General features: G+C 70.0%; 9 protein-coding genes. 4 read left to right on the plus strand and 5 right to left on the minus strand.

All coding sequences use genetic code 11. The features are described 5' to 3' along the window. Positions 1-34: 34 nt before the first annotated feature. Together AC0QSG_RS05605 and AC0QSG_RS05610 are read right to left on the minus strand one after the other, a co-directional pair. Complete coding sequence (locus tag AC0QSG_RS05605) at positions 35-3721, minus strand: S41 family peptidase (RefSeq protein ID WP_475376909.1); 3687 nt, start codon at positions 3719-3721, stop codon at positions 35-37. Positions 3722-3750: 29 nt separating this feature from the next. Next, the gene (locus AC0QSG_RS05610) at positions 3751-5319 is read right to left on the minus strand and encodes a serine/threonine protein kinase (protein WP_435726557.1); all 1569 of its coding nucleotides are present in this window, start codon (positions 5317-5319) and stop codon (positions 3751-3753) included. 104 nt (positions 5320-5423) lie between these two features. Between AC0QSG_RS05610 and lipB the strand changes: the two genes are divergently transcribed. Genes lipB through AC0QSG_RS05625 form a run of 3 tightly spaced genes read left to right on the plus strand, consistent with a single transcriptional unit; the run spans position 5424 to position 7891 of the window. Further along, a complete protein-coding gene (gene lipB / locus AC0QSG_RS05615) occupies positions 5424-6098 on the plus strand; it encodes a lipoyl(octanoyl) transferase LipB (protein WP_435726556.1) in 675 nt (224 codons plus the stop codon). Next, positions 6095-7099, plus strand: a complete 1005-nt coding sequence (gene lipA, locus AC0QSG_RS05620) for a lipoyl synthase (protein ID WP_435726555.1) — start codon at positions 6095-6097, stop codon at positions 7097-7099. Before lipB ends, lipA begins: the two co-directional genes overlap by 4 nt. A gap of 30 nt (positions 7100-7129) precedes the next feature. Beyond that, positions 7130-7891 carry a DUF4191 domain-containing protein gene (locus AC0QSG_RS05625; protein ID WP_435726554.1) on the plus strand — a complete coding sequence of 254 codons (762 nt, stop codon included), beginning with the start codon at positions 7130-7132 and terminating at the stop codon, positions 7889-7891. 90 nt (positions 7892-7981) lie between these two features. Here AC0QSG_RS05625 and AC0QSG_RS05630 read toward each other — a convergent pair whose 3' ends face one another. Next, positions 7982-8416, minus strand: coding sequence for an RDD family protein (locus AC0QSG_RS05630; protein WP_475376910.1), 435 nt, complete (start codon positions 8414-8416; stop codon positions 7982-7984). A gap of 231 nt (positions 8417-8647) precedes the next feature. On the opposite strand from AC0QSG_RS05630, the gene glnA reads away from it, so the two are divergent. Next, entirely contained in the window at positions 8648-10072 is a 1425-nt protein-coding gene (gene glnA, locus AC0QSG_RS05635; RefSeq protein WP_435726552.1) for a type I glutamate--ammonia ligase, read from the plus strand. 60 nt (positions 10073-10132) lie between these two features. Here the strand turns inward: glnA and AC0QSG_RS05640 are convergent, their stop codons facing one another. Next, positions 10133-10462 (minus strand): cupin domain-containing protein, encoded by a 330-nt coding sequence (locus AC0QSG_RS05640; protein WP_475376911.1) that lies wholly within the window; start codon positions 10460-10462, stop codon positions 10133-10135. Positions 10463-10499: 37 nt separating this feature from the next. Then, a complete protein-coding gene (locus AC0QSG_RS05645; protein WP_475376912.1) occupies positions 10500-13508 on the minus strand; it encodes a bifunctional [glutamine synthetase] adenylyltransferase/[glutamine synthetase]-adenylyl-L-tyrosine phosphorylase in 3009 nt (1002 codons plus the stop codon). Between the last annotated feature and the right edge of the window lies 1 nt (position 13509).

Genomic DNA, 13509 nt, shown 5'->3' on the forward strand with positions numbered 1-13509 from the left:
TGCCGGGACGGGCTCCTTCGCGTCGACTGTGCCGTTACGGCACGTCGGCGGCGGTCGTCGGCTGGACGTCCTGCGGGCGGGGCGGGAGCGGCGCCGGCTGCAGGGAACGGTATCCCGCGAGCCGCGGCGGCTGCTGGGTGGGAATCTCGCGGAGCATCTCCTTGAGCACGGCGACGCCCTGCTCCAGCTGGGGGTCCTCCCCGGCCGCGTAGGCGTGCGGCGGGTAGGGGACCTCGATGTCCGGATCGACCCCGCGGTTCTCCAGACCCCAGCCCACGCCCCCAACGAACCACGTCGCATACCGCGGCTGTGTCACCTTGGTGCCGTCGGCCAGGTCGAACAGGTTGTCGATCCCCACCACCCCGCCCCACGTGCGCATCCCGACCACCGGTCCGATGGCGCGCAGCTTTGCGACCTGAGTGATGATGTCTCCGTCGGAGCCAGCCCATTCGTCGGCGATGACCACCACCGGTCCGCGCGGGGCGCTGGAGGGGTAGGTGCCCGTGCGAGTTTCCCGGGCCATGGTCCATGCCGTCACCTTGCGCCCGATGAGCTCGGCGACGAGTTGCGAGGTATGCCCGCCGCGGTTGCGCCGGACGTCCACGATCAGCGCGTCGCGCTCGGTCTCGGTGTCCAGATCCCGATGCAGTTGGGCCCATCCGTGCGCCGCCATATCTGGGATGTGCAGATACCCGAACGCGTCCTGCGACGCCGTCCGGACGGTGCGCCGGTTTCCCGCGACCCAATTCTGGTAGCGCAGGCGCTGTTCGTCGCGCACGGGCACGACGGCGACGCGGCGCACCTCGCCCGGCCTGCGGCTGTCCGGTCCACCCTCGACGGTCAGCTCCACCGTGCGTCCCGCTGCGTCCCTGAGCAGGAGGTCCGGACCGCCGTCGTGCGGGGTCCGCTGCCCGTCGACGGCAAGTATGGCGTCACCGGCGCGCACCGCAACACCCGGTGCCGTCAACGGGGAGTACGCCTGCGGATCGGAGGTCTCCCCCTCCAGCACCTTGGCGATGCGCCAGACCCCGTCCACGCGCTCCAGGTCCGCACCGAGCAGACCCTGGCGCCCGGCCCCGGGCTCGGTGGCGGCGAACGGCGAGACGTAGGCGTGGGACGTGCCCAGCTCGCCGTGCATCTCCAACAGGATGTCGACGAGGTCGTCGTGGCTGCCCAGACGCGCGATGAGCGGCCGGTATTTCTCCGCGATACCGGGCCAGTCCAGCCCGGCCATGTCGGCGGTCCAGAAGAAGTCGCGCTGCAGCCGCCAGGCCTCGGTGAACGCCTGCTCCCAGACCTTGGCCGGATCGAGTTCCACACGGATGCGGTTCAGGTCCAGCGTGTGCGCATCGGGCGACGACGGGTCCAGCGAGCGGTCCACCGGCACGCTGCGCACCTGCTGCCCGTCGACGAACACGAGCCGGCGCTTGTCGCCGCTCACGCGGTATTGCTTCAGCCGGGGCACCAGGGTGTTGACGCTCCGGTCCGCATACGCGAAACGCTCGAGCCGCAGGGCGGGGGCCTCTGCGTCGGGACCGCGTCCGTCACCGGTCACGCCGGTGGACTCGTCGACCAGCCAGAGCAGCCCCTTCTCCACGGCCACGAGTCGGCTGTAGCGGCCCTGGGCCACCGGCACCGCAAACAGCCGCTGGCCGATCCCGTCTTCCACGACGACGGTCCTCGCCGGCCCGTCCGCGGCGCCTTCCGCAGCCGGCTTGGCGTCCACGGGTGCGGTTCCGCCCCGCGCGTCGTCCGGGCCCGCGTCCGCCGCGTACACGGACGGTCCGAACAAGCTGGGTGTGGCGTCGGACAGGGCGACCATGAACGGCTTGGTCGACGCCGGGAAGCTCAGGTCGAAACTATGGGTGTCGTACACCGGGTCGAAACTGCGCTCCGACAGGAACGCCAGGTAGCGGCCGTCGTGCGTGAACGACGGCGAGTGGTCGTGGAAGCGCGCATCCGTGACCTGGATGGATCCACGTTCCGGATCGGTGGTGGACGCCAGCATGATGCGGCTCCGGCCCTCGAACGCGGTCACGGGTTCGATCCACGCCAACCATCCGGAGTCCGGGGAAAAGCTCAGGTCAGTGATGCCGCCGAAATCGGTGGCGCACAGTTCCCGCCACTGCCCGCCATCGACGTCCAGCAGATAGGCCTCCCCGTATTCGGAGCCGATCGCCAGCCACCGGCCGTCCGGACTCGACTCCATGCTGCGCACCCGACCGCGGCAGGGCAGCTGGATCCGGCGGAGGCCGTCAGCCGGGACGGCTTCGCCGTCGTGTTCCGTCGGCGTGGTCGCGGACCGGCCGCCGTCGCCGTGTTCCCCCGCGCCGTCTCCCTCGTGGCCCTGTCCCTCGTCGCCGTCGCCGGAGGGGGCTTCGACATCTGGTACCCGCGCCGGTGCCGGCCTGCCGGCATCCGCGCCGGTGACCGCCATGGCGCTGACCGGTTGGGGCAGGACCCCGGCATCCTCGTCGTCGGCCGCGGCCAAGGTATCGGATCCATGGGGCTCCACCGGCTCGTGGCCCTCGGTGCCGCGGGACATCGCTCGGGCACCGGGCGCATCGGAGGCGCCGGGCGCGGAGTCGTCCTCGAGCGCGCTGGGGATGGGTCCGTGGGCGCCGAAGAAGGCGTCGGTCGCGACATCGCGAACGAACAGGGCTTCCTCCCCGCCGCGGTCCGCGATGTAGCCAACGTGTCCGCCGCCGAGCATCCGCCCCAAACGTCCGCGGACGCCCGGGGTCGCCTCGATGGCGTGCGACGGTCCGTCGCGGTGCTTAAGCAGGTGAAGCGTGCCGTGGGTTTCCACAACGCTCGCGACGCCCTCCCTGTCCGGGACGGCCGCGTTGAGGTGCCGCGCCGGAGCCAGCGCCTTCCGGCGCCGCCCATGGCCGGCGGATCCCAGCGCGATCTCCAGGCGGCGGGCCTCGCCGTCCAGAGTGTCCAAGACAAAAAGCCGACCGCGGTGCTCGTACACCACGCGCTCGCCGTCGCTGGAAAGGTGCCGCGCGTAGAACTGCTCGTGGTCCGTGTGCCGCCGCAGGTCCGAGCCGTCCGGGAACACGGAGTAGACATTCCCGTAGCCCTCGTGGTCCGAGAGGAACGCGATCCGCCCACCCACCCAGACCGGATCGCACAGGTTGCCGTCCAGTTCCGGGACGAGTCGCCCGAAATCTCCGCCGCCGTCGCGGTCTATCCAGATCTTGCCGGCGGCACCGCCCCGGTACCGCTTCCAGTACGCGGGTTCCCGGCTCAGCGCCGTGCCCAGGACAACAGGCCGGTCGTCGCCGACGCTGGGCCCCCAGACCACGGAGTCCACCGGACCGAGGGGCAGGATACGGGAGGGACCGCCGTCGAGCGGGAGCGCGCGCGCCCAGGTGTGCCGGCCGTCCGCCTGTCCGTGGGCGCTGACGGCCAGGACGTCGCCTTCGGGGGTGAAGCCACGCACACGCGTGCTGGGGTGTCCCCAGTGGGTGAGCTGGCGGTATCCCCCACCGTCGGTGCCTGCCGTGACGATCTCCGGGGCGCTGCCCTGCAGGACGCTCCAGACAAGGGCGGATCCGTCCGGGGTGAACCGCGGACCGCGCGCCGGCAGGCCCATCCCGGAAATGCGCCACGCGCGGGCGCCGGTCAGCGGGGCGATCCAGACGTCGTTTTCGGCGACGAACGTGACCAGGTCGTTGGCAATGTGCGGGTAGCGCAGATAGCTAGTGGGCTCCATTCTCCGATCCTATCCAGCCAGCGGCCGGCCTACGCGCCGCCGGTGTCCCGCACCACGCGGAAGATCATCCAACGCCCCTGGGACCTCCGCAGTTCCAGCACCACATGCTGCACCTTTTCCCGCGTCTCCGTGGCCACGGTACGGCCCTCCGCGTCGACGACGCGGTACGGCGACATGGTGCTGGTCGCCGCGACCTCCACCGTCCCGGACGCGGCTCCGGAACCGGGTTCGACGTCGGTCAGCTCGGTCACCAGCCCGTCGTACCGGATGCCGTCGGCCTCCAGCGCGCTAACGGTCTCGGAGTCGGCCGCCAGCGACGTTCCGTCGGGATGGTGGATCCGGCGCAGTGCCGCCCCGTCCGCGCGGGACAGCGCGGCGTCCCTCTGGGCGGCCAGCGCGACGGCGGCACGTGCCGGATCCTCCGGGACGCCCGGGGTCGTACCGGGTGACGGCGAGGCACGGACGGTGCCGGAGGCCGCGGCGTCACCCGCCGGAGGGGTCCCCGTTCCGGCAGCCGGCGACGCGGTCGGCGCCGGCCCTTCGCCGGACACCGTGCCCTCGGTGGGCCCCGGCCGGCCAACCCACCACGTCGCGGCGCCCGCCAGCAGGAGAAGAGTCACCGCCACGGCCACGCCCAGCCGGACCCCGAGACCGTTCGACGGCCGGGGACCGCCGCTCGCCTTCCGCACCCAGACCGGCGTGGGTGCCGCCCGGCGGCTTAAACGGGAGCGCCTGGTCACACGCTTCCCGCGGTCGGCCATCTGCGTCACCATGTGCCCCATGGCTTCCGGATGCACGGACTCCGTCAGCCCGACCGGTTCGGGGGCGGTCCCGCAGAACACGCGCCGGGCGACTTCCTCGGCCGAGGGCCGCAATGATTCGTCCTCCTGAAGGCAGTCCTCGAGGAGCCGCGCGAACTCGTCGGGAACGGTCGGATCCAGGCTGCCCAGCGGCGGGCGGTGAGGGGTGCTTGCGGCGGTGCGCCCCGTGAGCAGATACCAACCGACCGCGCCGATCGAAAAGACGTCCCGCGCCGGGTGGATCGATTTGTTGCCCTCGCCCGGATCCACCGGCGCGGAAAACCCGGGCGTACCGCCCGATGTTCCCGGGCGGCCCACGAGCGAGGCCAGACCGAGGTCCCCCAGCTTCGGCATGCCCTCGGAGGTGAACAGGATGTTGCCCGGGGCGACGTCGCCGTGGACGGCCCCGGCCCCGTGCAGCGCCGCGAGCGCCTGCGCCACCGGTGCGAGGATGGTGATGGCTTCCCCCAGCGGTACCGGCCCGCGGGCGGCCACCAGATCGGCCACCGAACCACCGGGCATGTATTCCATCAGGATGCCTGCTCCGCGCGACGTCTGCGCGGTTCCCTCGACGCCCACCAGATGCCGGTGTGCCATGCCGCGCAACACCTCCACTTCCCGAGCCAGGAGCTCCGCGGAACGGGTGCCGGTGCCCGTGCCGATTTTGAGGGCGAACAGCGCCCCCGTTCTCTCGCGGCGCACCTCGTAGACGCTCGCCGTGCCGCCGCGCCCGAGTTCGCGCTCCACGACATAGCCGTCGATGATCGGGGGCCGCTGGGTCACCGGTGTCGAGTCCATGGTTCATTTCTACCGGAGCCGCCGAAAGCCCGCAGAGGTTATCCACAACCGGGGGCCGTTCACGTAATTCGAACCTCCCGGCCCCGAAGCGTAACCTTGACGCCATGACCATCAACTTCCGGCGCGTTGGTTTCGCTCCCTCCTTCGTCGACTATGTGACGGGATGGGACCTCCAGCGTGCGATCCACGCGGAGGTGGCCGCCGGCACGAGCGAGCCACAGGTCCTGCTCCTCGAGCACGCGCCCGTCTACACGGCCGGTAAACGCACCGAGCCCGAGGACCTGCCGCTGGACGGCACGCCCGTGGTCGACGTGGACCGCGGCGGCAAGCTCACCTGGCACGGCCCGGGCCAGCTGGTCGGCTATCCGATTGTCGAGCTGGGCAACCGCGCGGGCATCCGCGACTACGTCAACCGCCTGGAGGAGGCGTTGATTCGCGTCGTGGCCGGATTCGGCATCGAAGCGGTCAGCGTCCAGGGCCGCTCCGGCGTGTGGGTCCTCGGCGACGGCGTCGCGCCGGACCGCAAGATCGCCGCCATCGGGATCCGCGTCGACCACGGCGTCACCATGCACGGCTTCGCCCTGAACTGCTCCAACGATCTGGCCCCGTACGGCCAGATCATCCCCTGCGGCATCACCGACGCCGGCGTCACCACGATCTCGGCCGAGGCCGGCAGGACCGTGGAGCCGTCCGATGTGCTCGACCGCGTCGAAGAGGAACTGGCGGCACAACTGCTGCCCGCCGTGAAGACAACAGCCACCGAAGGAGCCCTCTCATGACCCTCGCACCCGAAGGCCGCCGCATGCTGCGGATCGAACAGCGCAATTCCGCGACTCCCGTGGAGCGCAAGCCCGAGTGGATCAAGGCCAAGGTCGAGATCGGCCCCGAATACGTTGAATTGAAGAAGCTGGTCAAGTCCGAAGGCCTGCACACCGTCTGCGAGGAGGCGGGCTGCCCGAACATCTTCGAGTGCTGGGAGGACCGCGAGGCGACGTTCCTGATCGGCGGCTCCGAATGCACGCGCCGGTGCGACTTCTGCCAGATCGACACGGGAAAGCCGGCCGCCCTGGACCGCGCCGAGCCCTTCAAGGTCGCCATGAGCGTCAAGAAGATGGATCTGCGCTACGCCACCGTCACGGGCGTGGCGCGCGACGACCTCGAGGACGAGGGCACGTGGCTGTACGCGGAAACCGTCCGCCGCATCCACCAGCTGAACCCGGGGACCGGCGTCGAGCTGCTCATCCCGGACTTCTCCGGCAAGCCGGAGTACCTCGACGAGATCTGCGCGTCCGCCCCCGAGGTTTACGCACACAACGTCGAAACCGTGCCGCGGCTGTTCAAGAGCATCCGCCCGGCGTTCCGCTACGAACGCTCGCTCGACGTGCTGACGCAGGGCCGCAACAACGGCATGATCACCAAATCGAACCTCATCCTCGGCATGGGCGAGACCCTGGCGGAGGTTTCCGAGGCGATGCGCGACCTGCACGACGCCGGCTGCGACCTGCTGACCATCACCCAGTACCTGCGCCCCACCGAACGCCACCACCCGGTGGAGCGCTGGGTTAAGCCGCAGGAGTTCGTCGACCTGCAGAAGGAGGCCGAGGAAATCGGCTTCCTCGGCGTCATGAGCGGTCCGCTGGTGCGATCCTCCTACCGCGCCGGCCGCCTGTGGGCCGGGGCCATGCGAAAGAAGGGCCTGCCGATTCCGGAGGCACTGGCACACATCGAAAGCTCCGGCAGCACGCGCCAGGAAGCATCCAGCCTTCTCTCGGCACGCTGAGACGCCTCCATCGCGTAGAATCGACTCACTATGGCCAAGACCCCCGATAGCTCCCCAGTGGACGACGCGAAGCCCAAACGCAGGCTCTTTTCCCGCAAGCCCAAGGCCGACTCGGCCCCGAAGAAACCCGGTCGGCTGAAGCAGCTCGGCCAGGTCTTCCAGATGACCCGGCGCAACGATCCGAACGTTGTTTGGCTCATGCTGTTGGCCTTCCTGGGAACCGTCGCGGTGGGTCTGGTGATCGGCCTCCTGATCAACAACTGGATTACCCTGTTGCTGATCTCCATCCCGCTGGGTCTCCTTGCGGCGACCTTCATCCTCTCGCGCAGGGCGGAGAAGGCGGCGTTCGCGCAGCTCGAGGGCCGCCCTGGCGCGGCCGGCGCGTCGATGAGCGTGCTGCGCCGGGGCTGGATCCTGAAGGACCAGCCCGTGGCCGTGAGCCCGCGGACGCAGGACCTGGTGTTCCTCGCGATCGGGCGCGCCGGCGTCGTGCTTGTGGCCGAGGGTCCGACGGCGCGCGTGCGTCCCCTGGTGGATGCCGAACGCCGCCGCATGTCTCGCGTGCTCCCCAACGTTCCGATGCACGTGATCAACGCCGGCAGCGCCGAGGGGCAGACCGCCCTGGGCGACGTCGCCAAGAAGATGAAAAAGCTGCCGAAGGCGCTCAACAAGCAGGAGGTCCATGCCGTGGACCTGCGGCTGACGACGCTCGGAAGCGCCAAGCTGCCGATTCCCAAGGGCATCGATCCCATGAAGGCCCGTCCCGACCGCCGTTCAATGCGCGGACGCTAGGACGCCTGCCCGCCACAAGACGAATGGCCCGGACCGCTTGGTCCGGGCCATTCGCGTCCGACGTCCGCTCGAGAAGTGCGGCGGTGGCCGTCAGATACGCACGAGAATGGTTTTAGTCGCCCGGTCGTGCAGCCCCCGCTGGTCCGCGTCGCCGAGCAGCGGCGGGACGACCAGGCAAAGAAGGACCGTGCGCAACAGGCCGTCGAGCGGCCGCGCGGCCGTCCCGTCGAGGCGCTGGACCTGCATGCCCAGGGTGCGGTGGCCGATCGAGTGGCCCGTCACGCCGACGAACAGGATCTGCATGCCGGCGAAGAACGCCAAATTGGCGCCCGGGTCCCCGCCGAAGAACACGAAGGACAGGGCCATCGCCAGAACCCAGTCGATGCTCAGGGCGCCGATCCGCCGCCCGAGCCGGGCGACGCTCCCCTGTCCGGACTCGGGTCGCCCCAACCGTCGGCCCGGCCAGGCCTCCGAATTGAGTTGCGGCGGGCCCTCGAGCCAGGATCCAAAGTCTTTTCTGTCCACCGCTCCAGACTACCGCCGGGGCGCCGTCGCACCCCGGCCCGCCGCCACATCCACGCGTGAGCGCGGACACGGCATTGCGGGATGGAAAAGCGTTGTGTAACGTGCCGGAAACAATTGTGTCATGGTCGGGTAACGCCGATTCGTTATTGTTGACACAACTTCGGGTACCGATCGCCCGATCCCAGGTCTCCCGCGGCCCGGATCTAACGCCCCCATTAGGAGCAGTTTTAGATGTTCAAGACTACGGACGAAGTCCTCCAGTACATTGCCGACGAAGACGTGAAGTTCGTCGACATCCGGTTCACCGACCTCCCGGGTGTCCAGCAGCACTTCAATGTCCCGGCCAAGACGGTGGACGCCGACTTCTTCGTGAACGGCCAGCTGTTCGACGGTTCATCCATCAAGGGCTTCCAGGGCATTGCCGATTCCGACATGCAGTTGATCCCGGACGTGACGACGGGCTTCCTCGACCCGTTCCGCATCGAGAAGACGCTGGCCTTCAACTTCTCCATCGTGAACCCGCGCACCGGAGAGCCGTACCACCGCGACCCGCGCGGCGTCGCCGAACGCGCCGAGGCCTACCTCGCGTCCACCGGCATCGCCGACACCGCATTCTTCGCCCCCGAGGCCGAGTTCTTCGTCTTCGAGAACGTGCAGTACGAGTCCAAGCCGGAGGGTTCGTTCTACAAGGTCGATTCGGACGAGGCGCCGTGGAACACCGGCCGCAAGGAAGAGGGCGGTAACCAGGGCTACAAGACCCCCTTCAAGGGCGGCTACTTCCCCGTCTCCCCGACCGACAAGCAGGCCGACCTGCGCGATGCCATGTGCGTCGAGTTGGATGCCGCCGGCCTCGAGGTCGAACGCTCCCACCACGAGGTCGGCGCCGCCGGCCAGGCGGAGATCAACTACAGGTTCAACACCCTGACACACTCGGCCGACGACCTGCTGAAGTTCAAGTACATCGTCAAGAACGTCGCCGACGCCTGGGGCAAGTCCGCAACGTTCATGCCGAAGCCGATCTTCGGCGACAACGGCTCGGGCATGCACTGCCACCAGTCACTGTGGTCCAACGGCGACCCGCTGTTCTACGACGAGAAGGGCTACGCCGGCCTGTCCGACGTCGCGCGCTGGTACATCGGCGGCCTGCTTAAGCACGCCTCCGCCGTCCTGGCCTTCACCAACCCGACCGTGAACTCCTACAAGCGCCTGGTCAAGGGCTACGAGGCCCCGGTCAACATGGTGTACTCGCAGGGCAACCGCTCCGCCGGCATCCGCATCCCGATCACCGGCTCGAACCCCAAGGCCAAGCGCATCGAGTTCCGCGCCCCGGACGCCTCGGCCAACCCGTACCTGGCGTTCGCCGCGCAGCTGATGGCCGGCCTGGACGGAATCAAGAACCGCATCGAGCCGTCCGACCCGATCGACAAGGACCTCTACGAGCTCCCGGCCGAAGAGGCCAAGGACATCCAGAAGGCCCCCGGGTCCCTCGAGGAGGCGCTGGAGGCCCTCGAGGAGGACTTCGAATTCCTGCTCGCCGGCGATGTCTTCACCGAGGACCTGATCCGGACCTGGATCGAGTACAAGCGCGAGAACGAGATCAAGCCGCTGTCGCTGCGCCCGAACCCGTACGAGTTCGAGCTCTACTACGGCTGCTAGTCACCACCGGCACGACGGCGGGGCCGCACCTTCTCCACGAAGGTGCGGCCCCACCGTCGTTTATCCGGCGATCGTGCTGAGCAGGAACACCGCCGGGGACTCGGCCCTCGCGCTGTGGACCGCGTTCGGCAGCACGAACAGACCGCCGTGGTCGACTCGCTGCTCGCCGCCGTCCCATGACACGGTGACGCTCCCCTGGAGCACCAGCAGCGTCGCGGACTCGGGCTTGTCGTGGTCGCCGAGCACGGCGCCGGTGTCGAGGGCCATCAGCGTGTGCCGCAGGCGTCCGTCCCTCAACACGGCGTGGGCGCTGCGCCCGTGCGCGGCCGTCGCGGCCTTCGCCAGGTGCTCGCGCGCGAGATCGTCCAGTTCTGCCTTGGTGACGTGCATGTGCGCTCCTCGTGTCCGCGGCGACGTGTGCCGCCTGTCAGAATCCGTAGAAATGCTTCTCGAAGACCTGCCGCGCGCGGCGGGCCGCCTTCCGGTAGTCGTCCTCCATCCGGCCTGCATCGCCCCGCGGGTAGCCGCACCAGCGTGCCACGGCCTCGAGCTCCAGTCCAGAGCGCGGCAGCACGTCCGATGCGCGGCCTGTGCAGACGAGGGTGGCGCTCCTGATCCGCGTCGCCAGCACCCAGGCGCGGTCCAGAAGTTCCACGTCCTCCAGCGGCAGGATTCCGGCCGCGGCGATGGCGCGCAGCGCCTCGCGGGTCCCGGTCGTGCGCAGGGCCGGGTGCTCGCCGGCGTGCTGCAGCTGCAGCAGCTGGACCAGCCACTCGACGTCGCTGAGGCCGCCACGTCCCAGTTTCACGTGCCGGGCGGGATCCGCCCCGCGCGGAAGCCGCTCGGCTTCGACGCGCGCCTTGATCCGCCGGATCTCCCGCACTTCCAGCTCCCCGATATCCGATCCGTAGCGCACGCCGTCGACGAGCGCCATGAAGTCCTCGGCCAGCGCGTCGTCGCCGGCGATCGGCCGGGCGCGCAGCAGTGCCTGTTTTTCCCAGACCAGGACCCAGCGTTCGTAGTACTCGCGGTATGCCTCCAGCGAGCGGACCAGGGGACCCTGCTTGCCCTCCGGCCGCAGGGCGGCGTCGACGACCAGCTTGGGTTCGGCCTGTACGGCGGGCTTCAGAGGCTGGGTGAGCAGTTGGCCGAGCCGTGTGACGACACGCAGCGCCTGCTCCTGGGCCTCCTGCGCACCCGCGCCGTCGCGGGGGCGGTGGACGAACATCACGTCGGCGTCGGAGCCGTAGCCGATTTCCCTGCCACCTTGGCGTCCCATGGCCACCACCAGCAGATCCGTCCGTCGCGGTGTGGTCTCGAACTCCTCCGTTTCCGCCACCCGCAACGCTCCGAGGACAGCCGCCCGGTCCGCGTCCGAGAGGGCCCTGCCCACCGTGTCGACGTCGACCATGCCGGCCGAATCGGCCAGCGCCACGCGCAGCATCTCGCGGCGCCGGTTCAGCCGCACCAGCCGCATGGCGGCATCGGGACGCGGATTGCGCCGCATCTTGGCCGCGTTTTCCTGCCAGAGCTGTTCGAAGGGCATGGGCTTGAGTTCCTTGTCGTCGCCCAGCCAGGCGGCCGACTCCGGAGACACCTCCAACAGGTCGGTGATGAACCGGCTGTTGGACAGCACATGGCACAGCCGCTCGGCGCCGGCGCTCGAATCACGCAGCATCCCCAGATACCAGTGGGTCTCCCCCAACGCCTCGCTCAGTCGGCGGAAACCGAGCAGGCCGGCGTCGGGGTCGACGCCGTCCGCGATCCAGCCGAGCAGGATCGGCAGCAGTTGGCGCTGCAGGGACGCGCGACGGCGGACCCCTGAAGTCAGCGATTCGATATGCCGCATGGCGCCCCGTGGATCGACGTATCCCAGGGCCTTGAGCCTCGCCTCGGCGGCGCCCGCGGTCAGGCGCACCTCGTCGGTGCTCAGGTTCGCGGCCGTCGCCAGCAGCGGCCGGTAGAAGATGCGCTCGTGCAGCCTCCGCACGGACTTCTTCGTGCGCTGCCACTGCTCCTGCAGTTCTGCCGCGGTGGGCCGGGTCCGCGCGGCGGCGCCCTGCGACGCGCGGGCCAGCGCCCGGAGCGCGGGGTCCCGGACCGGCATCAGGTGGGTTCTCCGCAGCTGCACCAGCTGGATGCGGTGCTCGAGCACGCGGAGATAGCGGTAGGCCGCGTCGAACTCCGCGGCGTCGGACCGGCCGATGTAGCCCGCGTCGCTCAGCGCGGCGATGGCCGTCGTCGTGTCCCGCACGCGGATGTCCTCGTCCACGCGCCCGTGGACGAGTTGCAGCAGCTGGACGGTGAACTCGACGTCCCGCAGGCCTCCCGGTCCGAGCTTGAGCTGCCGTCCCGCCTCGTGGTCGGGGATGTTGTCGGTGACCCGCCGGCGCATGGCCTGCACGGACTCCACGAAATTGTCGCGTTCCGACGACGCCCAGATCATCGGCGCGACGGCCTCCTCGTAGGCGCGTCCGAGTTCGGCGTCGCCCGCGATGCGCCGGGCCTTGAGCAGCGCCTGGAACTCCCAGCTCTGCGCCCAGCGCCGGTAGTAGGCGACGTGCGATTCCAGGGTCCGGGACAGCGCGCCGTCCTTGCCCTCGGGCCGCAGGTTGGCGTCCACCTCCCACAGGCCGGGCTCGATGCCGGCCGTTCCAACGGCCCGGGCGATCCCCGACGCGAGCGCCGCCGCTATGCTCGCGGCGGTGTTCTCGTCGAGCCCGTCGGCCGCGTGGACGTAGACGACGTCGACGTCGGAAATGTAGTTCAGCTCGCCGGCACCGCACTTGCCCATGCCGATGACGGCCAGCCGCACTGCCGCGACGTCGGCCGCCCCGAAACGCTCCTGGGCCTCGGTGCGCGAAACGGCCAGCGCGGCGTCGACGGCGGCGGCCGCGAGGTCGGCCAGCTCGCGGCCCACCAAGGGCATGACGGCAAGGGGGTCGGCGGCGCACACGTCGCGGATGGCGAGGTCGGTGAGGCACCTTCGGTAGGCTACGCGCAGGGCCGCGTATGCTTCCTTTCCGGCGGTGGGGACGAGCGGACGGTCCGACGCCGGATCGGCCCCGACCGCTTCCATCAGTTCCGCGCGCAGGCGTTCGGCGGGCGTGGCCTCGGGGCTCGGATCGGGCGCGCGGTCCAGGAGACCGACGTGCTCCGGGTGCCGGACCAGGAACTCCGCCAGCGCCTCGGACGCGCCCAGGAGGCGGAACAGCGGCACGGCCCCCTCTCCCCGGGCCACCAGCGAGGCGGCCTGCGGGGACTGTTCGGCCAACCGCACGAGCGCCAGCAGCGCCTGGTCCGGGTCTGCGGACAGGGCGAACCCCCTCAGCAGCGCATCGTGGTCGACGCCGGCGAGCTCGGGCGCCTCCATGAAGCGCTTGGCGCGGGCGACGTCGTCGAACCCCGCTGCGATCAGGCGGCGCGTGAGGCTCATG

The organism is Arthrobacter sp. LT660, assembly GCF_056172845.1.

Bases quoted from the DNA above. Each gene is read 5' to 3' on its own strand.
- lipB (WP_435726556.1), top strand. From the start codon at position 5,424: ATGACCATCAACTTCCGGCGCGTTGGTTTCGCTCCCTCCTTCGTCGAC.
- lipA (WP_435726555.1), top strand. From the start codon at position 6,095: ATGACCCTCGCACCCGAAGGCCGCCGCATGCTGCGGATCGAACAGCGC.
- AC0QSG_RS05645 (WP_475376912.1), bottom strand. From the start codon at position 13,508: ATGAGCCTCACGCGCCGCCTGATCGCAGCGGGGTTCGACGACGTCGCC.
- AC0QSG_RS05640 (WP_475376911.1), bottom strand. From the start codon at position 10,462: ATGCACGTCACCAAGGCAGAACTGGACGATCTCGCGCGCGAGCACCTG.
- AC0QSG_RS05610 (WP_435726557.1), bottom strand. From the start codon at position 5,319: ATGGACTCGACACCGGTGACCCAGCGGCCCCCGATCATCGACGGCTAT.
- AC0QSG_RS05605 (WP_475376909.1), bottom strand. From the start codon at position 3,721: ATGGAGCCCACTAGCTATCTGCGCTACCCGCACATTGCCAACGACCTG.
- AC0QSG_RS05625 (WP_435726554.1), top strand. From the start codon at position 7,130: ATGGCCAAGACCCCCGATAGCTCCCCAGTGGACGACGCGAAGCCCAAA.
- glnA (WP_435726552.1), top strand. From the start codon at position 8,648: ATGTTCAAGACTACGGACGAAGTCCTCCAGTACATTGCCGACGAAGAC.